The 25,246-nt window shown below is 41.9% G+C and carries 20 protein-coding genes; 16 read left to right on the plus strand and 4 right to left on the minus strand.

Translation table 11 applies throughout. The annotated features are described in order from the left end of the window. Positions 1-154 precede the first annotated feature (154 nt). The 15 genes from GTW09_RS16910 to GTW09_RS16980 all read left to right on the plus strand — a co-directional run bounded on the left by GTW09_RS16910 (position 155) and on the right by GTW09_RS16980 (position 21,183). Positions 155-2,992, plus strand: a complete 2,838-nt coding sequence (locus GTW09_RS16910) for an SLBB domain-containing protein (protein ID WP_163112802.1) — start codon at positions 155-157, stop codon at positions 2,990-2,992. 15 nt (positions 2,993-3,007) lie between these two features. After that, positions 3,008-3,967, plus strand: coding sequence for a Wzz/FepE/Etk N-terminal domain-containing protein (locus tag GTW09_RS16915; RefSeq protein WP_163112803.1), 960 nt, complete (start codon positions 3,008-3,010; stop codon positions 3,965-3,967). Positions 3,968-4,023: 56 nt separating this feature from the next. Then, complete coding sequence (locus GTW09_RS16920) at positions 4,024-4,623, plus strand: sugar transferase (protein ID WP_163112804.1); 600 nt, start codon at positions 4,024-4,026, stop codon at positions 4,621-4,623. Continuing rightward, positions 4,616-5,233 (plus strand): acetyltransferase, encoded by a 618-nt coding sequence (locus tag GTW09_RS16925; protein ID WP_203565813.1) that lies wholly within the window; start codon positions 4,616-4,618, stop codon positions 5,231-5,233. The genes GTW09_RS16920 and GTW09_RS16925 overlap by 8 nt, the downstream gene beginning before the upstream one ends. A gap of 1 nt (position 5,234) precedes the next feature. After that, positions 5,235-6,410: a DegT/DnrJ/EryC1/StrS family aminotransferase gene (locus GTW09_RS16930; RefSeq protein WP_163112805.1), complete on the plus strand. Its 1,176-nt coding sequence runs from the start codon at positions 5,235-5,237 to the stop codon at positions 6,408-6,410. 185 nt (positions 6,411-6,595) lie between these two features. Next, complete coding sequence (locus GTW09_RS16935; protein ID WP_163112806.1) at positions 6,596-7,453, plus strand: NAD-dependent epimerase/dehydratase family protein; 858 nt, start codon at positions 6,596-6,598, stop codon at positions 7,451-7,453. 1 nt (position 7,454) lies between these two features. Then, a complete protein-coding gene (locus GTW09_RS16940; protein WP_163112807.1) occupies positions 7,455-8,516 on the plus strand; it encodes a glycosyltransferase family 61 protein in 1,062 nt (353 codons plus the stop codon). Further along, on the plus strand, positions 8,513-9,160 hold the full coding sequence (locus GTW09_RS16945) for a hypothetical protein (RefSeq protein ID WP_163112808.1): 648 nt from the start codon (positions 8,513-8,515) through the stop codon (positions 9,158-9,160). Before GTW09_RS16940 ends, GTW09_RS16945 begins: the two co-directional genes overlap by 4 nt. A gap of 1,109 nt (positions 9,161-10,269) precedes the next feature. Further along, positions 10,270-11,511 (plus strand): glycosyltransferase family 4 protein, encoded by a 1,242-nt coding sequence (locus GTW09_RS16950; protein ID WP_163112809.1) that lies wholly within the window; start codon positions 10,270-10,272, stop codon positions 11,509-11,511. A 131-nt stretch (positions 11,512-11,642) separates the two neighbouring features. Then, positions 11,643-12,818, plus strand: a complete 1,176-nt coding sequence (locus tag GTW09_RS16955; protein WP_163112810.1) for a nucleotide sugar dehydrogenase — start codon at positions 11,643-11,645, stop codon at positions 12,816-12,818. A 223-nt stretch (positions 12,819-13,041) separates the two neighbouring features. Next, positions 13,042-14,979 (plus strand): polysaccharide biosynthesis protein, encoded by a 1,938-nt coding sequence (locus GTW09_RS16960; RefSeq protein WP_163112811.1) that lies wholly within the window; start codon positions 13,042-13,044, stop codon positions 14,977-14,979. Positions 14,980-15,015: 36 nt separating this feature from the next. Beyond that, positions 15,016-16,431 carry a capsule assembly Wzi family protein gene (locus tag GTW09_RS16965; protein ID WP_163112812.1) on the plus strand — a complete coding sequence of 472 codons (1,416 nt, stop codon included), beginning with the start codon at positions 15,016-15,018 and terminating at the stop codon, positions 16,429-16,431. Positions 16,432-16,604: 173 nt separating this feature from the next. Next, the gene (gene glmS, locus GTW09_RS16970) at positions 16,605-18,437 is read left to right on the plus strand and encodes a glutamine--fructose-6-phosphate transaminase (isomerizing) (RefSeq protein WP_163112813.1); all 1,833 of its coding nucleotides are present in this window, start codon (positions 16,605-16,607) and stop codon (positions 18,435-18,437) included. A 69-nt stretch (positions 18,438-18,506) separates the two neighbouring features. Beyond that, positions 18,507-19,847, plus strand: a complete 1,341-nt coding sequence (gene glmM / locus GTW09_RS16975) for a phosphoglucosamine mutase (protein WP_163112814.1) — start codon at positions 18,507-18,509, stop codon at positions 19,845-19,847. 148 nt (positions 19,848-19,995) lie between these two features. After that, positions 19,996-21,183 (plus strand): nucleotide sugar dehydrogenase, encoded by a 1,188-nt coding sequence (locus tag GTW09_RS16980; protein WP_163112815.1) that lies wholly within the window; start codon positions 19,996-19,998, stop codon positions 21,181-21,183. Between the two features lie 58 nt (positions 21,184-21,241). Here GTW09_RS16980 and GTW09_RS16985 read toward each other — a convergent pair whose 3' ends face one another. Next, positions 21,242-21,757, minus strand: a complete 516-nt coding sequence (locus GTW09_RS16985; protein WP_163112816.1) for a type II toxin-antitoxin system prevent-host-death family antitoxin — start codon at positions 21,755-21,757, stop codon at positions 21,242-21,244. 146 nt (positions 21,758-21,903) lie between these two features. Next, positions 21,904-21,969 carry a hypothetical protein gene (locus GTW09_RS17850; protein ID WP_420809564.1) on the minus strand — a complete coding sequence of 22 codons (66 nt, stop codon included), beginning with the start codon at positions 21,967-21,969 and terminating at the stop codon, positions 21,904-21,906. 187 nt (positions 21,970-22,156) lie between these two features. Between GTW09_RS17850 and GTW09_RS16990 the strand changes: the two genes are divergently transcribed. Continuing rightward, on the plus strand, positions 22,157-22,906 hold the full coding sequence (locus GTW09_RS16990) for a hypothetical protein (protein WP_163112817.1): 750 nt from the start codon (positions 22,157-22,159) through the stop codon (positions 22,904-22,906). Positions 22,907-23,003: 97 nt separating this feature from the next. Here the strand turns inward: GTW09_RS16990 and GTW09_RS16995 are convergent, their stop codons facing one another. Further along, positions 23,004-23,903, minus strand: coding sequence for a homocysteine S-methyltransferase family protein (locus GTW09_RS16995; protein ID WP_163112818.1), 900 nt, complete (start codon positions 23,901-23,903; stop codon positions 23,004-23,006). 126 nt (positions 23,904-24,029) lie between these two features. Further along, positions 24,030-25,217, minus strand: coding sequence for a cytochrome-c peroxidase (locus GTW09_RS17000; protein WP_239059458.1), 1,188 nt, complete (start codon positions 25,215-25,217; stop codon positions 24,030-24,032). Between the last annotated feature and the right edge of the window lie 29 nt (positions 25,218-25,246).

Here is a 25,246-nt window from a genome sequence, read left to right on the forward strand (position 1 = left end):
AAAATGGTGATCCACTTGAATTTTAATTATTAACGGTTGGAAATTTCAGGTTTAAATAGGTAGAATGCGGCCTCCGAAAACATACGGTCGGCACACGGTCGATTTGCTCGGGAAGCTCGTTGTGGTAATTCCGCAAAAGATAAAGGGAATAAATGTGAAAAAAGTGTGTTTACTCATTGCATCGCTAATGGCTACTGTAGCGTTGCAAGTCTCTGCAGCCACTCCTACGCCAGAACAAATTGAAATGTTTTCAAAATTGCCCAGAGCGCAGCAAGAAGCGCTTGCTCGGCAATACGGCGTAGATCTAGATGCGCTAACTCAGCAATCTGGTGCAAACTCACAGCCTTCTCCTACGCTTAACGAGCTTGTAGGCGAAAGAGGTACTACTCGCAGGAACGATGCAGAGTTAGATAACTCTATTATGACATCGCAAACCGGCGCAGAAATTGAAAACAGAAACGCACAGCCTAACGAAACTGAAGAAAGCACAAATAGCGAAAAAGTAACAAACGACTTCTTCAAACAGCAAAAATCAGATGAGCTTAAACCATTTGGCTACCAACTGTTTGCTGGCGAGCCAAGCACATTTGCTCCTGTTTCAGACGTGCCGGTACCCAGCGAATATGTTCTGGGCCCGGGCGATACGCTGCGCATTCAAATATACGGCAAAGAATCACAAGACTATTCACTTACGGTAAATCGCCAAGGCGATATTGAAATACCCAAATTAGGCCCTTACTCAGTAGTTGGACAAACTTTTGCAAACGTTCGTGAAGAGCTAAGCGCTGAAATAAGTAACCGTATTATTGGTGTTCGCAGTAACATAACAATGGGCGAATTACGCTCGATACGCGTTTTTGTGTTGGGTGAAGCTTATAAGCCCGCCTCTTATACAATTAGCTCTTTATCTACCGTTACCCAAGCCATTTTTGCGGCAGGTGGGGTGAACGATATTGGCTCGCTGCGCGATATAGAAGTGAAACGCAACGGCAACGTGGTAGCAAATCTCGACTTGTACGACCTGCTTCTTAAAGGCGATACCAGCGGTGATGTAAGCTTAATGGCGGGCGACGTAGTATTTATTCCTACAAAGGGTAAAAGTGTATCAGTAAAAGGTGCAGTGCCTCGCCCTGCTATTTACGAGTTAGATGGTGAGGAAACGGTACGCGATGTTGTAAAGCTTGCAGGCGGCCTGCTACCTAATGCATACAGCAGCATTGTTAAACTGCAGCGAATAACAGCAAAAGGCTTAAGCCAAGTTATTAACGTTAACCTTAACAATAACAAAGAAAATAAAATACAAAACGGTGATATTGTTGCCGTAAGTTCAACATTAGATGCATTAGAAAATAGCGTAACCCTGTTAGGGCATGTTGCTCGCCCTGGCGTTTACGGTTGGCAAGAGGGCATGCGTTTAAGCTCGTTACTGCGCGATATACACGATTTTAAAACACAGCCCGATTTAAACTACGTTCTTGTTACCCGTGAAGACCCTTTAACGGGTGCTATAACAGCCTACGATGTTAATTATTCACAATACCTCACGCAGCAAGATTCCTCGCAAGACTTAACGCTCAGTGCAAAAGACACTGTGTATGTATTCAGCCGCAAGCCGGAACGTGCTGAGCGCCTGCAGCCAGTTATAAACCAGTTAAAAGAGCAGACTAGCTTAGCAGAGCCACCAAAAGTAGTTACAGTAAAAGGCGCCGTAAGAAACCCGGGTACTTACCCTTTAAGCGAAAACTCTACGGCAAGTAACGCACTTCGTGCAGCAATGGGTTACACCCAAGATGCAGAATTAAACTTTGTATTAGTGGCTCGACTTAATCAAGAAACGTTTAAAACCGAACTTAAATATATTGATATAAGCACTACTAACAGCGAAAAGCTGCATCCACTAGACCGCTTATATGTATTTGATAAAGATAATCCGCGTGATGAGTTAATTGAAGACCTAGTAGATGAACTTGCACAGCAGTCAGCTAAAGGCTTCACGCAGCAGTTAATTACAATTAGTGGCGATGTTCGCTTTCCTGGTATTTACCCCTTTGTTGAGGGCATGACTCAACAAACCCTCATATCGCTTGCTGGGGGCCTTAACGATTCAAGTTATATGCTTGATGCAGAGCTAACGCGCTTTGAAACTAACGACACATCTACAGCAGCATTAACGCATCAGCGAGTATCGCTAAGCGATGAGGTTAAATTACAGCCTTTAGACTCATTATTGATAAAACGCATTCCAGAATGGCGAGAGCGCCGAACAATCAAATTAGCTGGTGAAGTAAAATTCCCGGGCACTTACGTGCTGCAAGAGGGCGAAACACTAAGTTCAGTGATACATCGTGCTGGCGGCTTAACAGAACTTGCTTTTGCAGATGGTGCAATTTTTACTCGCGAATCACTTAGGATACGTGAACAAGAACAAATTGAACGTCTATCAAAGGAACTTGAAAACGAAATAGCTTCGCTAAGTGTTGATAAAAGCGACGATGTGCAAAACCTCTCTGCCGATGAAGCAAATCGCTTAAAAGATAGGTTAGACACAACAGATGCTGTAGGCCGTTTGGTAATCGACCTTCCTGCATTAATAGCAGGCGAAGAATCGCTAGACCTTGCGCTAAATGCAGGCGACGCGCTTTATGTGCCCAAAATATCGCAAAGCGTGACTGTATTGGGTGAGGTGCAGTACCCAACTTCTCACATATACGACCCTAACGTAGATGTAAGTGACTATCTCTCACGTTCTGGCGGTTTGAAGGCGCGTGCAGACGACTCTCGAATTTATGTAGTACGAGCAAACGGTTCAGTATACCAGCCAAGTATGTTCAACTGGTATTCGTTAGAAAGCCGATTAGCCCCTGGCGATACTATTGTTGTGCCGCTAGATACAGAGTATAGAGATACGTTGAGCCTATGGAGCACTGCAACTGGAATTCTGTATAATACAGCGATTGCTGTTGCAGCGCTTAATGGAATAAACAGTTTTTAGTAGGAAGCTTAAATTTTGAATAAAACATCCAGTGACGTACATCGCAAAGATAATAGTGAATTTAAAAGTGGGGTCGACCTACTAGAAGCAATAAATGCCATTTGGGACAAAAAGTACTCCATAATATTTATTACTATATTCAGCACTCTGCTAGTCCTTCTTTATTCGCTGAGTCTACCTAAGGTTTATAAAAGTGAAGTGCTACTATCCCCAGTTACTGACTCAGAAGGGAATGGTCTCAATTTGCTTGCTGGCCAATTAGGTGGGTTGGCAACACTTGCTGGGGTTAATTTAGGGACAACTTCTGGAAACAAGGCGACAATTGCACTTGAAATATTGCAAAGTCGATCATTCATTAGCGAGTTTATAAATTCGAATAATTTAAAGCCTCAAATAATGGCTGCTGAGGGGTGGGATAGCGAAAGAGATGAATTATTATTTGATAATTCAGTTTATATAGCAGAAAAACAAAGATGGGTACGAAAATCGCAGTCGCTTAAAACTGAAGAGCCCAGCGACTTTGAAGTGTATGATAAGTTCATTGAGCAGCATCTTTCCGTGTTACAGGAAAAAGACACTGGATTAGTGAAAGTGGCGGTAACACATTTTTCTCCCTTTTTTGCTCGTTCAACTGTAAAAAAAATTGTGGAGGCACTGAACGATAGAATTCGAACGAATGATGTACAGGATGCCGAAAATAGCATTACTTACTTAAAAGATGCATTGGATTCAACAGGCTTAGCAGATATGAAGAATGTTTTTTATCAATTAATTGAAAAACAAGTGCAAACGATGATGCTAGCAAAGATACGTCATGAATATGCGTTTAAAGTCATCGATCCTGCTGTTATACCCGAAAAAGAGGAGGGTCCAAAGATCTTGTTGATATGCACAGTGATGGGACTCTTGACATTTCTGCTGGTGGTTAGCTACATAGTTGTCAAACAAAGCTTATCAAAAATATTGAAACATTAACTTCAATTGAATAGTCACAAATTAACCTCAGTATCACTAAAATGAGTAGCTCTTCCATGAAAAGACTGTTTGACATAACCTTAGCACTATTTTGCCTCGCGGTATTGTCCCCCATTTTCCTTATAATTGCGATTAAAATACGTTATCACGTTGGATCGCCGGTAATTTTTCGACAAAAGCGACCAGGCAAAGGTGGAAAAATTTTTGAAATGATAAAATTTAGAAGCATGAACGATTCCAGAGACGAGAATGGGGTCTTGTTACCTGACGGTCAACGCCTGACAAAGTTTGGATCGAAGTTGCGAAATTCCAGTTTAGATGAATTACCTGAACTTTGGAATGTGGTAAAAGGTGATATGAGTCTTGTAGGTCCAAGGCCTTTACTGGTGCAATATCTCCCTCTCTATAGTAACGAGCAGAAGCGCCGCCACGAGGTTCGACCAGGTGTTACGGGGTGGGCACAAGTAAATGGCAGAAACTCATTGAGTTGGGAAGAAAAATTTAAGCTTGACGTTTGGTATGTAGACAATCGTTCTCTTTGGCTTGATATCAAAATTCTATTTCTTACTATTAAAAAAGTTTTCGTTAAAGAGGGGATCTCAGCAGAAGGCCACGTAACTATCGAGCCGTTTAAAGGTAATAATGAGGATGCGTAAGCTCGCAATTCTTGGCGCAAGTGGTCATGGCAAGGTAGTCGCAGATATTGCAGAACTAAACGGTTACGATGTAATTTTTTTTGACGATGCTTTCCCGACAAAAGAGAAAGTCGAGCATTGGCAAATTATTGGTTGCTCAACTGATTTATTGAACAGTGCACATGATTATGAAATATGTATCGCAATAGGCAACAATCTTATACGGCAACAGAAGCAAGTTCAGCTTAAGCAGGCTGGGGGCAGATTCCCAGTTATAGCCCATCCAAACGCTGCAATCAGTCGTTATGCTATGATAGCTGAGGGAGCTGTCGTAATGGCTGGCGCTACCATAAACGCGTTTGCTCAAGTAAAATGCGGCGTCATCGTAAACACATGTGCAGTGGTCGAGCATGATTGTATGTTGAATGAGTTCTGCCATATTTCTCCGAATGCGACGCTGGCTGGGGGAGTCGAAGTGGGCAAATGTGCCTGGGTTGGAGCGGGCGCAGTGGTCAAACAACTCGTATCTGTCAATGGATATTCAGTGATTGGCGCTGGGAGTGTGGTTATCAACGATATACCTGAACGAGCGACTGCAGTTGGCGTTCCAGCCAAAATTAAGGAAGTATAAAATGTTACATTCACAGTTTTCTCCATGGCCATTATTTTCTCAAGAAGAGGCCGACGCGGTAAGCCGAGTGCTTTTATCAAATAAAGTAAATTATTGGACGGGCACTGAGGGAAGAGAATTTGAAAAAGAGTTCGCCTCTTGGGCAAATGCCGAATATGCGGTTGCTCTGGGTAATGGAACATTAGCGTTAGATGTTGCTTTAAAAGCAGCTGGCGTATGTGTGGGCCACGAGGTAATAACGACCCCCCGAACTTTTCTTGCCTCTGCGAGCAGCATAGTAACTGCAGGCGCTTCTCCTGTTTTCGCCGACGTCGATTTAAATAGTCAGAATATTACAGCCGAGAGCATTGAAGCAGTGCTTACAGAGAATACTAAAGCGGTTATTGTCGTCCACCTTGCAGGAATGCCAGCTGAAATGGATGCAATAATGGCTTTGAGTAAGAAACATGGTTTTTACGTTATTGAAGACTGTGCACAGGCTCATGGCGCAAAATACAAAGGCCGCTCTGTTGGTAGTATTGGGCATATTGGTGCATGGAGTTTCTGCCAAGACAAAATAATGACAACAGGCGGCGAAGGCGGAATGGTTACCACTAACTCCAAGGAATTGTGGAGTCGCATGTGGAGTTACAAAGACCATGGTAAGAGTTACGATGCTGTATACAATACACAGCACCCTCCTGGTTTTAGGTGGCTTCATGAAAGTTTTGGCACCAACTGGCGAATGACGGAAATGCAAGCAGCAATAGGCCGAATTCAACTAAAAAGAATGACCAAGTGGACCGAGATTAGACAATCTCACGGTCGTATGCTGGAGCGTGTTTTGAGTCGATTTCCATGTATTAGGCGAGTGGATGTGCCGGAACATTGTGAACATGCCGAATATAAGCATTATTTTTTCGTACGACCTGAAAAACTGGCCCATGGATGGAGTCGTGATAAAATTGTAGAAGCGATGACTGAAGCGGGAGTTCCTTGTATGCAAGGCAGTTGTTCAGAGGTCTATTTGGAAAAAGCGTTCGACAATACCCCCTGGAGACCAAAAAAAAGGCTTGCCAATGCCAAAGAGTTGGGAGAAACATCTTTGATGATGCTAGTACACCCTTCCTTAACAAAAGAAGAAATGGTAACAATGTGTAATAAGCTTAGCGCTGTATTGGCGCAGGCTACTCTATAAGGTTACTTACTAAACGTTCGGTCCTTTTAAGTAAGTAAATTGCCTTGGTGGCCGAAGTAGTTTATGAGGTTGATGGCTTACTCAGCAAAACATTGTTTTTGATTTTGTACGCCTTAACGATTATATCTTGAATATTATTCCTGAATCCGAATGAAGTGGAAGTTAAAAAGAAAGGAAATACTGTTATGAAAAAAGTTTTAGTTACCGGTGGAGCAGGCTTCGTAGGTAGCCACTTGTGTGAGCAACTTACTCACAGTTACGAAGTTTACAGTTTAGACAATTATTTCACCGGAAGCGAAAGGAATCACGTGGACAAGGTAAATTACATCAAGGGTGACACTGCTGAGATTAGTGAGCTTATATCTTTCGTGCCCGATTTGGTATTTCATCTTGGTGAATACTCAAGAGTAGAGCAAAGTTTTGAAGATATTGAATTGGTGTGGGAGTACAATAAACGAGGAACGTTTTCAGTGCTACAATTTTGCAGAAAGCATGAAGTAAAGCTTGTTTATGCTGGAAGCAGTACTAAATTCGGAGATGGTGGATTAGGCAAGTTTCAAAGTCCTTATGGTTGGTCAAAAGCTTCTAACACAGAATTGGTCGAATGTTACAGCGAGTGGTTTGGTTTAGATTATGCGATAGTATATTTCTATAATGTCTACGGCAGGCGAGAAATCTCCCAAGGAAAATACGCTACACTGATAGCGCTCTTTACCGAAAAAATGAGGAGTAACCTCCCTTTAACAGTGGTTAGCCCTGGTACGCAGGTGCGTAATTTTACTCATGTCGATGACATCGTAAATGGCTTAGTGCTGGTTGGTGAAAAGGGGCATGGTGATGGCTTTGGGATAGGGAGCAATGAGGCGTTTACGGTTAAAGAAGTTGCAGAGTTGTTTGGGGGGGAAATTGAGATGTTGCCTGAAAGAAAAGGCAATCGTATGTCTGCTGAAGTTATCACAGAAAAAACTAGAGCTCTCGGTTGGGAACCAACTCATAGTCTTAACGACTATATAAGTGATATGAAAGACAGGAATTGGTCTTAACATGCAATCTGTTATAGAAATGTTGTATCAAAGGCTTAGATTTCTAGCTTTTGGTAGAAACTTACTTTCCAAATTATTCGTTTCAGATAATTCTTTGATACAAGCCGATATTCTGCATGTACGTCATCGTATCAAAAGTCTCTCAAAGGCAATTACACTAAGCGGGCCTGCGGTATTTGAATGTGCGGCTGGCATTAAGTGTGAGTATGGATACAGAGATAGTTATGCACATAATGCTAAAGATGCTTACCTACTGAAAAACCTTGAATGCAACTCCATAACAGGTTTGGCTTATTTAGTTGATGATAAAGTGATCGCGACTGAGGCAATACTCAACAGAAAAAGACCAATTGGATTTGTGAGGCTGCCTCTGCGAAAATCTCAGTTAGTCGAAGGTATAAGTTATCTAGCAAATGAGAGAAACTTTTACCACTTTATTACTGAGGACTTAGCGAATATTCTTTTGTTGCTTAGGAACAACGTTCCTAAATTAAGGATTGTCTTGCCTGGAGACGTCACGTGGAAAGCGCAACTGATTAAACAGTTTATTGACGAGGATAGGTTTGAATTAGTAAGAGTGCCAAAATATTGTGTGGTTCGACAAGAGTACGCTTTCTTAGTCACTAAGGAACCGTTCGATTCTTATATTCATCCCTTTAGCATCGAAGTACTTAGGTCTAATTATGTCAGCAGGAAAGATGAAGGCCAACCGAGTAAAAAGCTATTTATCAGTAGGAGGAGAGCTCCAAGTAGAGACATAAAGAATTCTATAGAAGTTGAGGCTTTTTTTGAGGACTTAGGATTTATGGTAGTGTGCTGTGAGGAGCTAACAGTCGCTAGTCAGATTGAGCTATTTACTAATGCTCACATTGTTGCGGGAGCGCATGGAGCAGGGTTCACTAATATGTTGTGGGCAGGTGAGAATTGTAGAATTATTGAAATTTTTGAAAAAGGGCATATGAACTTCTGCTACATGTCAATGGCCAGTAAATTGGGATTTAGTTATGAATATCTTACTCTTAAAGATGATGGTTCATTGTCACTAGAAGATATTAAGATATGAATTCAGAAACATTGACAATTGCTGTCTGGGCACTGGCTATATTTTTGTTTATTGCACAGTCTTTAGAACACTATCAAATTTACATCAAATCAAGCTTGTCAATTAAGGGAACTATAGCGAAGGGTTATAATAGCGCGATGAAAATAATGGTGGTGAATAGACTTTTCATTGTTAGCTACTATTTCATATTTGGTTTTTTGATCGATTATGGCGTTGCGTTTAGAGAGTTTGTAGTTCCGCTAATTTTTTCGCTGTTTTTTCTCTGTATTGCGAATTTACTCATGGCTAGAAGATATCGAAGCACAGCAATTATAGATGCGAGTGAGCGAGTTGGAAATGTTTGGAACACCCTGAGTATAAGTAATGCAGTAGCCACCTACTTTAATTTATTGGGTATAATAATTCCGTTATTAATTGCCTCAATATTACCTGAATACCGACTTACGCTATCAAACAGTAGTTTTCTATTCAACACTGCATTTGTATTGATTAATGTATTTGTCATAGAGAGTAGGCTGGCAAAGCTTTACGACACAAGAGGAGATGTAGTAGGTGCTACATACTCGATCATGGTAGTGAGAACACTGTCATCAGTTTGTGCGATTCTTACCGTTGGAACTCTCTATGTATTTATTGTCTTTTGATTACATAAAGAATACCCTGATTTTTGGCTTTTTGATTGTATTGGCATTTAGCGGTAATTCGACGCTGTTCGGGCTTCCTCTTTTTTTTTCAAGCTTTATCATATTCTTAATTGTGGCGCCGTATTTCCTGAAAGTGATAAGGTACCCTAAAATTAGTTTTATATTGCCTAGTTTCATCGTACTCAGCTTGTTTATTTATGCAATAATTAAAAATACTCAGCTTGAAATAAACTACACACCTTCCTACTGGTTATGGCCTTTTTTTGCTGCGTCTGCTACATGTATTTATACAGTAATCTATATTTTTGGTTACTCGCTAAAAAAAGAAAGTTTTTCACCGACGATTCTAATTTTTATAGTGTTTAGCATAGCTGTGTTGTTGTTCGGTGAAAAAGTAAATGGCAGACTCTCTTTTCTTTTTGGCCCAAATAATTTATATCGTATAGTTTTAACACTATACATTTTAGCGTTTGTCAGTGTTGAAAATCTATACTCAAACACTACCTTACGAAAAGAGATAGTAATGAAATTTCTTATGACTACGCTAGTACTTTATATACTCTTCGAAATAGGTAGTCGGGGGGGAGTTGTTATTTTTGCGACGTTTCTTATGGTCTTTTATTTTTCCTTTGGTTTTTTATGTATCTTAGGAATCTGCGGAGTGGGAAGTGGGCTTTTATTGCTTAATTTAGATGTATCAAGCAGGCTTTTAGACTTTTCGCTCGAAAATAATACGCGGTACTTGTTTGTAAAAGATTTTTTGAATATAACCAATCCGCTCACGGGGAGCGCGTACTCAGACTTTAGTCATGTGTGGTATTTATACTACTTATATCCGCATAATATTCTCTTAGAGCTTTACATGTATTACGGTGCTATCGGTATAATAGCTATAATTCTCCTTTTATTCGCTTTCTCATTGTCTGTAGTCAATATCAGAAGGTTTAAATCACAGTTGAATATAAATTATGTTTTTAGTGTCATGTTTTTTGTGATTTTTATTGGGTCACTTTTTTCTGGTGACCTTTCCGATAATTTCGTTTTGCTAGCGTTGTCACCAATGTTAATTGGCACCAATTACTTAAAAAATTAAGCAAGGTTAGATAATTTTGAAAATTTTATATCTCCATCAATACTTTGCCACTCCCGATTCTAACGCGGGTACGAGGTCGTATGAAATAGCTAAAAGGCTAGTCGCTCGTGGGCATACGGTTGAATTTGTTACGTCCTCAGCCTTTTATTCAAATGCAGAAAACCTTAGAAAAGGGTGGAATTTTGTAGAATTAGAAGGGTTCAAACTACATATCCTCAAACAGGATTATTCGAACAAACTTAGTTATCCTAAACGAGTATATCGATTTCTATCTTTTTGTTTGCGTGCTACTTTAAAGTCGCTTCAGATTAGCAGCGATGTTGTTTTCGCCACAAGCACTCCGCTTACTATTGCCATACCCGGTATTATTTACAAAAAGTTCAGAAAAAAGCCTTTGGTTTTTGAGGTACGAGACCTTTGGCCAGAGTTACCGATCGCCATTGGTGCTCTCAAAAGTCCATTATTGATTAAGTTGGCTCAGTTGTTAGAAAGAACTGCATACAGTAATAGTAGTCGTATTGTTGGACTTTCGCCTGGCATGTGCAGAGGTGTTCTTGATAAGGGAATAGATGAGGACAAAATTGTACTAGCCCCTAATAGTTGCGACACTGATTTATTCAGTGTTGACCCAAGTGTTGGTCATCGTTATCTAGAGTCTAACTTTGGATTCGTAGCTGGTCGCAAGTTAGTCGTTTATGCAGGAACTTTCGGAGCAATTAATAATGTCGGCTATTTAGTCAATTTGGCCAAAGAGTTAAAAAAGGTTGATAAGTCGATTTGTATTGTAGCTATCGGTGATGGTATGGAAAAAGATACTATCGAAGATAATGCAATGGCCTCCGGGGTATTAAACGATAATTTGTATTTGCTACCACCGGTTGCAAAGACAGAAATAGTAAAAGTTTTGTCTGGTGCGGATATGGCACTGTCACTTTTTGGACCAATTAAAGAAATGTGGCATAACTCAGCTAATAAGCTTTTCGATGCATTGGCTTCCGGTACGCCAGTAGCCATAAATTACGGAGGGTGGCAATCGGAATTTATCAAACAACATAAGTGCGGTCTTGTGTTAAGCCAAAATGATTTCAAAGATGCAGCGCTTGCTATTTCTCAGTTCCTCTCAAGCGAGGAAGAGTTGTGTAGAGCGAAGGATGCTTGTGCCTACTTAGCAAATCATAAATTTTCAAGAGTCGCAACAGTTGATAGTGTAGAAAGCGCTTTGTTAGAGGCTGTAAATGAGTCAGTAGTTACTAATTAAGTTGACAGTTGTTAGTATGAAAGGTAGGCAATGGTTGTGGAGTTGCTTAATTAGTCCCCAATCTCTGGTTATTAAAAAATAAAACGTAAATCTCTTTTACAATTGACGATTAAGAAATAAATAAGGTTAGAATGCAAAAATATAAAATCACAGTCGCGGGAACAGGATATGTGGGCTTATCAAATGCCGTTTTGTTAGCTCAACATAATGAAGTGAAGGCTATTGACTTAGTACCTGAAAAAGTTGAGATGCTAAACAACCGAAAATCTCCTATTGAAGATAAAGAGCTATCGGAATACTTAAGCACCAAAGAGCTTGATTTAGAAGCTACTCTAGACGCCGAAGTAGCTTACCGCGATGCGGATTACGTTATTATTGCCACGCCTACCGACTACGATACGCAAACAAATTACTTCAACACCAGCAGCGTCGATGCGGTTATTCAAAGCGTGTTGGCGGTTAACCCAAAAGCAGTGATGGTAATTAAATCTACTGTACCCGTTGGGTTTACCCGAGAGGCTAAAGCGCGTCACGGCAGCGATAATATTATCTTCTCGCCTGAATTCCTTCGCGAAGGTAAAGCCCTTTATGACAACCTACACCCTAGCCGCATTATTGTGGGCGAGCGTACCGAGCGAGCTGAAATATTTGCTAAGTTGCTAGAGCAGGGTGCAATCAAAGAAGGCATAGATGTACTGTTTACCGACAGCACTGAAGCAGAAGCGATTAAGCTTTTTGCTAATACTTATTTAGCTATGCGCGTTGCGTACTTCAACGAGCTAGACAGCTATGCAGAACGTGCTGGTTTAGATACTAAACAGATAATTGAAGGCGTGAGTTTAGACCCTCGCATTGGCGGGCACTACAACAACCCAAGTTTTGGTTACGGTGGTTACTGCTTACCGAAAGATACAAAGCAGCTGTTAGCTAACTACAGCGAAGTGCCAAACAACATGATTCAAGCTATTGTAGATGCTAACCGTACCCGCAAAGATTTTATCGCCGACTCTATCGTAAGCCGCAATCCAAAAATTGTTGGTATTTACCGCCTTATCATGAAGTCGGGTTCTGATAACTTCCGTGCTAGTGCCATTCAGGGCATTATGAAGCGTATTAAAGCTAAAGGCATTGAAGTTATAGTTTACGAACCTGTACTCACTGAAGATGAGTTCTTCCGTTCTCGCGTAGTAAACGATCTAGAAGCGTTTAAGAAAGAGGCTGATGTGATAGTTGCTAACCGCGTAACCACAGATATTGAAGACGTGCTAGAAAAAGTATACAGCCGCGACTCATTTCGCATAAATTAGTATTATGTCCTATTAAATGAAGCACTTAATATATGGAACTTAATAAAAAAGAGATCATGGTAAACGGTCTCTTTTTATTGTTCGTTCTTAGACACGCTTCAAATTTTTTATAGATCTTATTGTGTTTAACCCTATGTTACGCACTAGTAATCGTTAAAAACCAAAGATACTATATTTAAGACGTATCCGTTTAAGTGGGCATGTTTTTAAGCAGGAATATATTTTGCATACTATCGTAAAGACCATATTATCTCTTCCGCGCCCTCAAAAGCGGATAATAACGCTCGTTATCGACTCGCTATTTTTATTGTTTGCTTTCTGGGCAGCGATGATAATTAGAATGGACTCCTTCGAACCACTACAGGAAAATAAAACTTGGTTGGTAATATGTAGTCTTATCCCGATAAGTGTTTTTGTATTTGTAAAGCTAGGCCTTTACAGAGCTGTTTTACGCTATGTTGGTCTCAATGCAATCAATGCAATCATATTAGGCGTTGCGACTTCTAGTTTGGGTCTTGTAGGTATTTCGTTCCTAATGCGTGTGGATATCCCTCGCACGGTCCCTTTCATCTTTGCTTCATTTTCCCTCCTCCTAGTTGGAGGAAGTAGAATTGTGGTACGCGCCTTGGTAGGAAAAGTGAGCTCATCAAAACGAAAGCCAGTTATTATTTATGGCTCGGGTTCTGCTGGGAGACAGCTGGCTTTAGCGCTTCGCCATGGTGCTGAGTATAGGGTTGTCGCTTTTATCGATGATGATAAAAACAAACAAGGCTCCACGATAGAAGGGCATTTGGTACACCCTGTCGATGAACTAAAACTGCTCATTGATCAAGAGCATGTTCAAAAAGTGCTTTTGGCGCTTCCAAGTACATCTCGATCAGTTCGAAAAAACATCCTCCAAAAGTTAGAAAAGTATTCGGTTAAGGTACAAACCATTCCAGGTATGTCCGATGTGGTTGCAGGTGCGGTAGAGGTAGACCAAGTAAAAGACGTGGAGGTAGAAGATCTTTTGGGGAGAGATCCGGTTTCACCAAAAACAGCGCTTATGCATGCTGATATTAAAGATAAGGTGGTAATGGTTACAGGTGCTGGTGGTTCAATTGGTTCTGAGCTTTGCCGTCAAATTGTAAAAAATGAACCAAAAAAAGTTGTATTGTTCGAGCTTTCCGAGTTTGCTTTGTACTCAATAGAGCGCGAGCTCAGCCAATATGTAGAAAGACGCTCTTTAAGAGTAGAAATTTTGCCTATTATGGGGTCTGTGCAACGCCAAAATAGGTTAGAAGCAGTAATGGGCGCATTCGGCGTACAAACTGTTTATCATGCGGCTGCATACAAACATGTGCCTTTGGTTGAGCATAATGTGGTGGAAGGTGTAAGAAATAATATCTTCGGTACGCTTTACACAGCTAAAGCGGCAATAAAAAATAATGTGGAAACGTTTGTGCTTGTGTCTACCGACAAAGCAGTTAGGCCAACTAATGTAATGGGCACTACAAAGCGTATGTCTGAATTGGTGTTGCAGGCATTAGCAGAAGAGCAGTCTAACACTCGGTTCTGCATGGTGCGCTTTGGCAATGTGTTAGGCTCTTCTGGGTCGGTTGTGCCATTATTCAGAAAGCAAATTAAACAGGGCGGGCCGGTAACACTAACCCACCAAGATATTACCCGTTACTTTATGACCATACCAGAGGCCGCACAGTTAGTTATTCAAGCGGGTGCCATGGGTATGGGGGGCGATGTCTTCGTACTCGATATGGGAGACCCAGTTAAGATAAAAGACTTAGCCACTAAAATGATTCACTTATCTGGCTTTACCGTAAAAGATGATAAAACGCCAGATGGCGACATTGAAATACAATGCACAGGCCTGCGCCCAGGAGAGAAACTGTACGAGGAGCTATTGATTGGTGATAATGTGGAAGGCACTACCCATGAACGCATTATGACAGCCCATGAAAATAAACTTACTTGGTCTGAATTAGAAATTATTTTAAATAATTTAGATGAAGCATGCCATAACTTCGAACATGAGCGAATTCGAGATATTTTATTGAAGGCGCCAACAGGCTTTGCCCCAACCGATGAAATATGTGATTTAGTGTGGTTAGAGCGGCAGTTAGCTAATACTAAAAAAGCCGAAGAGCTAAAACTTACTCACTAATAACTGTTTCACATTTTAACAGACTGGATGTTGTTCATGCGCCCTAGTAATTCGAGTTTACTGATAGCAGTTTGCGTTGTTATCAGTCTTTCATATTCTCAAGTTGTATACAGTGCCGGGGTGTCGCCATACTTACCCTTAAATTTACCTAATCACATTGCACAAAAGATAGAAAGGTTGGGTGCTATTGCTGGCGAAGCGTCGCTAAATAAGCCCTATAAAATAGCGCAAGTTACTGCTTTGGCGCGTAAAATTCAAACCACGCACCCACTGCTTTATCGAGATCTTGCCCCCTATTTGCGCAATCACAAAGAGCGAACTAGCACTAGCTTAATGCAAGTGTCGCTGGCATCCAGTAACAACAGCATTAGCAACCCATATCATTTTGGTGCAGACGGAGAAAGCAGATTACTTTTAGAAACTGCTGGTTATGCAATGTACTCCGATAATATAGGCGTAAGCGCCAGCGCAGTTATCAGTGAATACAACGTGAATAAAGCCCAGGGTATGGTGCATGTTGGCGTTGATATTTTACAACTTGATATAGGGTATAAGTCTCGCTGGTGGTCGGTGGGGCGAATTAACTCGTTGCTACTCTCAAATGAATCAGAAGCTTTCGCTAGTGTGTCGGCTAGCAATGTTGTGCCAATAAGTGCATTCGATATTAATTATGAAGTGTTTGCAGGAAGGTTAAATAATGAAGTGGGCATATATTCTGGCGACATATTTGAACAAGACAAGCCATATATAACGGGCGCAACTTTTAACTTTTCGCCCATTAGGCAGATAACGCTTGGTTTTGCCCACACTACCGTATTTGGTGGCGGTGTGAGAGATGCTGGGGGTAGTGAATTTTTTGAGGCCCTTACCGCTAATAACTTAGGAAGTGCTGAAAACTCCTCTTTCAGCGAGGCGCAAGCCGACAGGCGTTATGCACTTCGAGCTAGGTATAACCATGAGGTTTTGGGGTTCCACTATTCGATTTATGGTGAGCATGTTACTAGAAAGGTACTAGGTGATAACGGTGAGCAGCCAAATGCAGCTACTATCGGTATTTATTTCCCGGTTATTAACGATAGCTCTTTTAGAATAGAAGCAACTCGCTACGACCAGGGCTTTTACAACAGTGACATTTACAACAACGGCTATCAAGATAACAAAACTTCGCTTGCACATTTTATTGCAACCAAGGCGCAAAATAGCGCTGCAAAGAGCTTAACGGCACAATGGTTTTGGTTGATGAATGCTGATGAAAGCTTAACTACCTCGCTAGGCTGGTCTCAGGTGGCATTGTTGGCAGAAAACTCGAACGAGCTTGTTAATTCAGGCTTAAATTTTAGCGCTGATTATCGCTCTAGCTTTAGAAGCGTATATTGGGGCGTAGAGACCTCCTACGGTTTAGATGCGATGGGCGAGCACGTATATAGACTGGGTGTTTATTTAGGCTTTTAGGAAACTCTTCTCTTTTTGCTTTTTTCCGTTTAATTTTCTCGAATGGGTGTGCTTATTTGTGAGCGAGCTTGTGCCTCCATTTTTATACACGAAAGTTGCTATACGCTTTTAATCGATTAGAATACACGTCCTAAAAATTTGAAAATTATTTTACGAAGTATGGAGTAAAAGGGATGTGTGGAATTGTAGGCGCAGTAGCCGAACGGAATGTAGTTGAAATACTGCTCGAGGGCCTAAAAAGGCTTGAGTATAGAGGGTATGATTCTGCAGGTGTAGCGCTACTAGACAAGGATGGTAACCTGCATCGAATTCGAAAAGTTGGCAAAGTAAATAACTTAGCCACTGCCGTTGAGAACGAAACTGCACTAGGCACAACAGGCATTGCCCACACACGCTGGGCTACCCACGGTGGCGTTACAGAATACAACGCTCATCCTCACTTTTCTTCTAGCCGCGTGGCGGTAGTTCATAATGGTATTATTGAGAACTACGTTGCCCTTCGTAAACAGCTAAGTGAACAAGGCTACAACTTCACCAGCGATACCGACACCGAGACCATTGCTCACGTTGTGCACAATATGCTCGACGAGGGGCTATCGTTGTTACAGGCAGTTCAAAAAGCGGTAAATCATTTTACCGGGGCCTACGGTACCGTTGTCATTGATAAAGAAGACCCTGAAAAAATGGTAGTAGCACGCTCGGGAAGCCCCCTTGTTATTGGTTTAGGGCTTGGTGAAAATTTTATTGCATCTGATCAACTTGCGCTATTACCAGTTACTCGTCGTTTTATTTTCTTGGAAGAGGGCGACGTAGCCGAAGTTACACGCCGCGAAGTGACTATCTTTGACGAAAGCGGAAAGCAGGTAGAGCGAGAAATTGTCGAGTCTACCGTAGAGCATGACGCGGGTGATAAGGCCGGTTATAGACATTACATGCTTAAAGAGATACACGAGCAGCCGGCAGTAATCAGAAATACCCTTAAAGATAGAATTGAGCATATTCACAGTACAGACGCATTGTTTGGCGAAGGTGCTGAAAGTATTTTAAAACAAGTTAAACATGTTCAAATTATCGCCTGTGGTACCAGTTACCATGCGGGCATGACAGCTCGTTACTGGCTAGAAGAGTACGCCAATGTATCTTGTTCGGTAGAAATTGCTTCTGAGTTTCGTTATAGAAAATCGGCAGTTCACGAAAACAGCCTGTTAGTAACTATATCGCAGAGTGGTGAAACGGCAGATACGCTGGCTGCTCTTCGCTTGGCAAAAGAGCTTGGCTATATGTCAGCACTTACTATTTGTAATGTGCCAGGCTCATCACTGGTGAGAGAGTCAGACCTAGCGTTTATGACATTAGCAGGGGCAGAAATTGGCGTTGCCTCTACCAAAGCATTTACCACGCAGTTAACGGCATTTTTAATGCTCACTCTTGCTATTGGTAAATTTAATGGATTGCAGGAAAGCACCGAACAAAAGATTATTTCGGCAATAAAAACACTTCCGGGTAAAATTGAGGAGGCGTTAAATACTGCTGATGTCATTGAAGAACTTGCCGAAGAGTTTGCCGACAAAAACCATAGTTTGTTTTTAGGTCGTGGAGCGCAATACCCTATTGCCATGGAAGGAGCGCTGAAACTTAAAGAAATCTCTTACATTCATGCAGAAGCATATGCATCGGGTGAATTAAAGCACGGGCCCTTAGCACTTATCGATGATGAGATGCCGGTTATTGTGGTTGCCCCCAATGACGAATTGCTTGAAAAGCTTAAGTCTAACGTGGAAGAAGTACGTGCTCGCGGCGGAATTATGTATGTGTTTGCCGATGTAGACGCACACTTTGAAAGCGACGATACCATGCGCGTGATTAATATTCCGCATTGCGAGGATATCATAGCTCCTATCGTGTATACGGTGCCCCTTCAATTGCTATCTTATTATGTTGCCCTAATTAAAGGTACAGATGTTGATCAGCCGCGTAATTTAGCAAAATCGGTAACTGTTGAATAATCAAGTAATTTACGTTTTTAAGGCCATAACTTGTGAAGTTGTGGCCTTTTGTGTTTATAGGAATTAGTAATGTCTCAGAAATATTTTGGAACCGATGGAATTCGTGGGAAGGTGGGAGACTTTCCAATGACCCCAGATTTTGTAATGAAATTGGGTTGGGCAGCAGGAACCGTGCTTGCAGCAGATGGCACAAAAGCAGTACTAGTGGGCAAAGATACTCGTGCTAGTGGTTACATGATTGAATCTGCCTTAGAAGCAGGCTTGTCAGCTGCCGGTGTTGATATTGCCCTTGCTGGGCCTATCCCTACGCCTGCTGTGGCTTATCTAGCATCAACATTTCGTGCCGACGCAGGAGTGGTGATCAGTGCATCACATAATCCTTATTACGATAACGGCATTAAGTTTTTTGGTAGAAACGGTGCCAAACTAGGTGAGGCTCAACAAAAAGCAATAGAAGAGCAGCTTCAATATGCCATTGAAAATGGCATTAAGTGTGTAGATTCCGGCATGCTAGGAAAAGCCCGTAGGGTAGAAGATGCAGCCGGTCGCTACATTGAATTTTGTAAGGGAACATTTTCTTCCGAGCTTAGCCTCGAGGGATTAAAAATTGTAGTAGACAGTGCTAATGGCGCTGCATACAAAGTTGCGCCTAGTGTTTTTGAAGAGCTGGGCGCTAATGTAATTAACATTGCTAATACTCCCAATGGCGTAAATATTAATAACGAGTGCGGTGCCACGTCATTGGCCTCATTAAGTGACGCAGTGAAAACGCACAAGGCCAACTTGGGTATTGCCGTAGATGGCGACGCAGATCGTATTATGTTTGTTGATGAAAACGGCGAAACAATCGATGGCGACGAAATTCTTTACCTTATTGCTCGTGATGCCAAGCAAACAGGTTATAAAGGCGGTGTAGTAGGTACTTTAATGAGTAACCTTGGGCTAGAAATTGCGCTAAAAGAGTTAGGCATTCCTTTTGTTCGCACGAAAGTGGGCGATAGGTATGTAGTTGAAAAGCTCAACGAAACTGGGTGGCGCATAGGTGGCGAAACATCAGGGCACATACTCAATCTAGACTATACGTTCACCGGCGATGCCATAATTGCTGCGCTCCAGGTACTCTCCATTGTAGTGAAAAGCGGCTATTCCTTAGCTCAAATAAAGTTAGGTATGACCAAGCTACCACAATGCATGGTAAATGTTAGACACGAGAATTTGAGTTCTGTGTTGCTGCATGATTCGGTAAAAGAGGCCGTTGCAGCAGTAGAAGAACAGCTAGGTGAGGATGGAAGACTCGTGCTGAGAAAATCTGGCACAGAACCTTTGATTCGTGTGATGGTTGAAGCCAAAGACAACGAAACAGCTAACTTGCTTGCCAATAAATTAGCAGATGTAATTAGAGCGAATTGAGATAATCGCGCAAGTTAAGAATGTAAAACGTCACGGGGCAAAAAACTTACGCATTCAAAAAGGTTCTGATACGCTAGAACTAATTTCAAATTGAACAACTTGTCCCAGTGGGTTAAGTAAGAATTTATATTAAATGGGATAGAATTTAATGGAAGGTACAATGAAAAAGTACAAGATAGCTGTGGCAGGTACAGGATATGTGGGCTTATCAAATGCCGTTTTGTTAGCCCAGCACAATGAAGTGAAGGCTATTGACTTAGTATCTGAAAAAGTTGAGATGCTAAACAACCGAAAATCTCCTATTGAAGATAAAGAGCTATCGGAATACTTAAGCACCAAAGAGCTTGATTTAGAAGCTACTCTAGACGCCGAAGTAGCTTACCGCGATGCGGATTACGTTATTATTGCTACGCCTACCGACTACGATACGCAAACAAATTACTTCAACACCAGCAGCGTTGATGCAGTAATTAAAAGCGTGTTGGCGGTTAACCCAAAAGCAGTGATGGTAATTAAATCTACTGTACCCGTTGGGTTTACCCGAGAGGCTAAAGCGCGTCACGGCAGCGATAATATTATCTTCTCGCCTGAATTCCTTCGCGAAGGTAAAGCCCTTTATGACAACCTACACCCTAGCCGCATTATTGTGGGCGAGCGCACCGAGCGAGCTGAAATATTCGCTAAGTTGCTAGAGCAGGGCGCAATCAAAGAAGGGATAGATATTCTTTTTACCGATAGCACTGAAGCAGAAGCGATTAAGCTTTTTGCTAATACGTACTTGGCAATGCGCGTCGCTTACTTTAACGAGCTAGACAGCTATGCAGAGCGTGCTGGTCTAGATACTAAACAGATAATCGAGGGCGTGAGTTTAGATCCTCGCATTGGCGGGCACTACAACAACCCCAGTTTTGGTTACGGTGGCTACTGCTTACCGAAAGATACAAAGCAGCTGTTAGCTAACTACAGCGAAGTGCCAAACAATATGATTCAAGCTATTGTAGATGCTAACCGCACGCGCAAAGATTTTATCGCCGACTCTATCGTAAGCCGCAATCCAAAAATTGTGGGCATCTACCGCCTCATCATGAAGTCGGGTTCTGATAACTTCCGTGCTAGTGCCATTCAGGGCATTATGAAGCGTATTAAAGCTAAAGGCATTGAAGTTATAGTTTACGAACCTGTACTCACTGAAGATGAGTTCTTCCGTTCTCGCGTAGTAAACGATCTAGAAGCGTTTAAGAAAGAGTCTGATGTGATAGTTGCTAACCGCGTAACTACAGATATCGAAGACGTGCTAGAAAAAGTATACAGCCGCGACCTCTTCAACGCCGACTAAAAATAAAATGGGGTCAGAACCAGATTAATGCGTTAATTCGGTTCTGACCCCCTTTTTATCACTTACTGGCGTCGATTAACCTTACACTGTAATCAGGGAAATATTCGTCTTTCGTTAATATTTGCAATCCCTCTGCCTGGGCTAGAGCGATTAACATACGGTCAAACGGAGCTCTGTGATACATGGGTAATTTGCCTGCTTGTTGACCGTGAAATAAACTGATAGGAAGTGCATTAAAACCTAACTCTTCGATAAGCGACTCTATATCGTCTGGTACTTTAAGTTTGCCCATTTGTTGTTTAATCGACATTTCCCAAACGGTGGCAGCGCTAATATAAATAGCGTTTTCAGGGGGGCAATTCGCTATATCGTCATTAACCTCTTTTGAGTCAAAGTCGTCAGATGCAATAACTTGCCCTTTGAATTGTCCAAACACCCGTTCTTTTTGGTCTTTGAAAGGCACTAGTTTTACCGCTGGTTTGCCAGCTCTAGAGATAACTACCTCTTCACCAGATAACGCTAACTCAACAAGTTGGAATAGTTTGCTTTTTGCTTCGTGCATGTTCGTTTGCATACGTTAACTCTATATAACTTAGCTAAAAGGTAGTTTAAAAAAGGGGCGGTAGCAATTGCTTATTCAAAAACAATAGAGGTTAGCTCAAATCTGCTTTTACTTAAAAAGGGGATTAATGAACTGAGTTAAAGGTGGCCGCCCCCCTTTTATTTCTTTAGCTGTTCGCTCAAAGCCTTGATATGCAAAGGGCTGATTTCACAACATCCCCCGATTGAATTTCATTAAGCGATACGATGCAGGCGGCTTTGGCTTCCTTTAGTGTCAATTAAATTTACAGTATGCCTTTGCACAAGACATTGCTCGGTATTAGCCATTGTATTTTAATAATAAAAAATATGGCATCTAAATTGCTATCCTTTAGTAAAAACGTCCTGTGATAATTAAAAGAGGTAGTGGCACATGGGTAACACAATTAGAACAACCAAGATGATGTTTATAGCCATATTGGCGTGTCTCAGTATGGGCGCTAATGCGTCATTAATTACAATCGGTACCTTTACCGGAGGTGATAGCGGTGATGGCCTAGATTTTGTTGGTAACTTTACTTATGCAGTTAATGTATTTGGTGCTGGGGGCTTTTCTATTGATGACGCATCATTTACCGACGATTCAGTATCTGGCGTTTCGATAAGTGCTGTTAATGCTATTTCTAATTGGCACACTGCGAATTACGGTAACACCCAGAATGACAACAACTTAGAAACGGTAATGCGCTCTATAAGATGGAGCCCTCGTGCAAATAATGGATCACAAGTGCGTGACGACGTAGTAACGATTGATTTAGGGAATCTAACAGTAGGTTCAACGTATTCGCTTCAGCTATTGTTTGCAGAGACATGCTGTACACGTGGTTTTGATTTGTCTTTTGAGGGTGTAAAAACAGTAGATGATTTTTCTCCGTACATTACGCAAGGTCAAGATCTCAATACATCAGAAACTTATATACCCACAGTTGGAGCATTTATTCGCTATGACTTTACTGCACAAGACTCCACGTTAAATATTTCATTTGGCGGGGCTGCACCTTTTAGTGACAACAATCCAATAATTAATGGGTTTACATTAGAATCAACAAAGGTGTCTGCTCCGTCAACGCTCGCTATTTTTGCGTTATGCTTATTTATGTTGGCCAGAATGCGTAGAGCGTAAATTTAAATAACTTATATTAGAGTTAATTTCTTGGGCGGCCGTAACTATTACGGCCGTTTTTATATAATAAATTGCTTTTAAATGTGGTTTTACCATTTTAATTTATCTTTCTCTTAAGGGCTTCACTCACCGCCCTAATATGCAAAGGGCTGATTTCACAACATCCACCAATAACACTTGCGCCTTTTTGTGCCCATGCTAAAGCATATTCAGCATATTTCTCTGACGACAAATCTTTTCTCTGCGCTAAGTTCTCTACTGTGTCTCCGGGGTACAGTTCATCAACGGCTTTAAACCCGTTAGCGTAAACGCCGAAGGCAATTTCACGCTCTACTAACAACGAGTGAATTTCATTAAGCGCAGCGTTGATGGCTTCAGGCCGACTGCAGTTAAGCAAAATCATTTGCGGCTCTAATAGGCTTAACTCTTTAACTGCATCAGCTATGCGTTCGCCGCCGCGCAGAAGTGCAGGCTCAGTATCGCTTACTGAAAATGCTATCCATATCGGCTTCCCCGCTTCTTTTGCGGCGGTACAGGCGGCTTTTGCTTCTTTTATTGACGACATTGTTTCGCATAAAAATATGTCCGCAGCATCGCTTTGTAACTCTACCAGCTGCTGATATGAGCGCAGCGCTTCCTCAAAGGGCATGGAGTCATCAGGGTGATAACTCGCCACAAGTGGAGGCAAGCACGCAGCAATTTTTGTGTGAGGCTTACCCGATTGTGCGATGGCTTCTCGTGCTGCTTTTATCGCAGCTGAGTGCAGGGGCGCAATTAATTCGATTGAGCCATCGCGAGTTAGCCGCTGTGGAGTAGCGGTGTAAGTATTTAAGGTTATAACCTCAGCGCCATTATTTATAAATTCCGCGTGCACATCACGCACTAGGTTTGGCTCGTGCAGCATGACATCGGCAGACCACAAAGGCGTTAGCTTTCGAGAAGTGCGCTTAATCAATTCTTGGCCCATGCCACCGTCTAAAATCGTCACCTTTTTCACTGTTATGCCCTAAAGAAAATTTGGACGCAGAATAACCTGATAAACGGGGTCAGGTCCACATTAGCTGAGAGATTGGCGCAATATTGGGAGGTAAGAACGAATAATGTTGCTCTTACCCCCTTTATGTCAAAGCGTGTGTAGAAAGTCGACTAACGCGCTTATTTCGGATTTTGTTAAACCAAGAGGCTGGATGAGCGCGGTGGTTTCAGGAAAGTGTGGATTGTGCTTAAATTTGCCTCGGGGTTTTGGCCGAAAGCCGCCCGCATTGTATTGCATTATCATGGGCGTAAATTCAACAAATAAGCCGTTGTGCATCCATGGCTTAGTATGAGTTACGCCAAGAAGAGAAGGTGTTCTGAATTTACCGATATCTTCGTTATTGCTGGTAGCGTTAACGCGGCCTAAATCTTCAAATCGTCTCCCGTAAAGATGAAACCCTGTAACATGAAATTCATTATCGCTTAGCAATGCCCCCTCATGACATGTCATACACTTCGCTTTAGTACGAAATAAATGCAGACCTAAAAGCTCGTTGTCGGTAAAGAGCGTGTGTGCGTTTGTGGGGTCACTCGCAACTTCGCGAATAAAGCGTTGATATCGTGTGCTGGGAGCAGGAATAGACCGTTCAAACTCTACCAGCGCAGTTGCAAGCATATCTGCGGTGATGGGCAGCGTACCAAAGGCTTCGTTGAATTTAGCTTGGTATGCTCGGCTATTGTTTAAACGCTTGAGCGCCTCGGGTATGGGCAAATTCATTTCTATTGGGTTGACAATAGGCATAAGTGCTTGTTGCGATGCCGTGGAGGCACGTCCATCCCAAAAAAAGCTTTCCCAATGGTCGATACCCAAAATAGCCGGTGCGTTTCGCTCGCCTTTTTGCTCATCAACCCCTATCGATTGTCCGCGTCCGTCTTGAAATAGGGTATTTGCGTTATGACAAGAAGCGCACGATATGGTTTTATCGCTAGAGAGAATGGGATCGTGAAATAACGTTTTGCCTAATTTTATCAGCGTGGCTGAGCCAAGTGGCGCTTTTGGTGTGAGCGGCGCAAGTGGTTCGGCTTTTTCGTTATCAGCAGTGATTACTGAGGGCCAGCTTGACTGGGGTTGACTATATTGTTGTCGTAACGCGTCTACGTTTAGCTTTATGGTCATCGCTGTGTCACTCGCTACACTATTGTCTTTTTGTAGTGCGGTGTTGGCTGAAAAAGCATTAGCGCTAAAAAATAGCGTACACAGCACAATATAAAAAAGAATGTGGCTCAATGAGAGCCTAAATATGACAGTCACTTTACTTAATATGACAGGCATCATTTGTATTCTCTTAATGAGACAGGCACTTT

This window comes from Alteromonas hispanica (assembly GCF_010500915.1).
GTDB classification, from domain to species: domain Bacteria; phylum Pseudomonadota; class Gammaproteobacteria; order Enterobacterales; family Alteromonadaceae; genus Alteromonas; species Alteromonas hispanica.

Bases quoted from the DNA above. Each gene is read 5' to 3' on its own strand.
- GTW09_RS16990 (WP_163112817.1), top strand. From the start codon at position 22,157: ATGGGTAACACAATTAGAACAACCAAGATGATGTTTATAGCCATATTG.
- GTW09_RS16930 (WP_163112805.1), top strand. From the start codon at position 5,235: ATGTTACATTCACAGTTTTCTCCATGGCCATTATTTTCTCAAGAAGAG.
- GTW09_RS16925 (WP_203565813.1), top strand. From the start codon at position 4,616: ATGCGTAAGCTCGCAATTCTTGGCGCAAGTGGTCATGGCAAGGTAGTC.
- glmM (WP_163112814.1), top strand. From the start codon at position 18,507: ATGTCTCAGAAATATTTTGGAACCGATGGAATTCGTGGGAAGGTGGGA.
- GTW09_RS16940 (WP_163112807.1), top strand. From the start codon at position 7,455: ATGCAATCTGTTATAGAAATGTTGTATCAAAGGCTTAGATTTCTAGCT.
- GTW09_RS16920 (WP_163112804.1), top strand. From the start codon at position 4,024: ATGAAAAGACTGTTTGACATAACCTTAGCACTATTTTGCCTCGCGGTA.
- GTW09_RS16980 (WP_163112815.1), top strand. From the start codon at position 19,996: ATGGAAGGTACAATGAAAAAGTACAAGATAGCTGTGGCAGGTACAGGA.
- GTW09_RS16955 (WP_163112810.1), top strand. From the start codon at position 11,643: ATGCAAAAATATAAAATCACAGTCGCGGGAACAGGATATGTGGGCTTA.
- glmS (WP_163112813.1), top strand. From the start codon at position 16,605: ATGTGTGGAATTGTAGGCGCAGTAGCCGAACGGAATGTAGTTGAAATA.
- GTW09_RS16965 (WP_163112812.1), top strand. From the start codon at position 15,016: ATGCGCCCTAGTAATTCGAGTTTACTGATAGCAGTTTGCGTTGTTATC.
- GTW09_RS16935 (WP_163112806.1), top strand. From the start codon at position 6,596: ATGAAAAAAGTTTTAGTTACCGGTGGAGCAGGCTTCGTAGGTAGCCAC.
- GTW09_RS16945 (WP_163112808.1), top strand. From the start codon at position 8,513: ATGAATTCAGAAACATTGACAATTGCTGTCTGGGCACTGGCTATATTT.
- GTW09_RS17000 (WP_239059458.1), bottom strand. From the start codon at position 25,217: ATGATGCCTGTCATATTAAGTAAAGTGACTGTCATATTTAGGCTCTCA.
- GTW09_RS16985 (WP_163112816.1), bottom strand. From the start codon at position 21,757: ATGCAAACGAACATGCACGAAGCAAAAAGCAAACTATTCCAACTTGTT.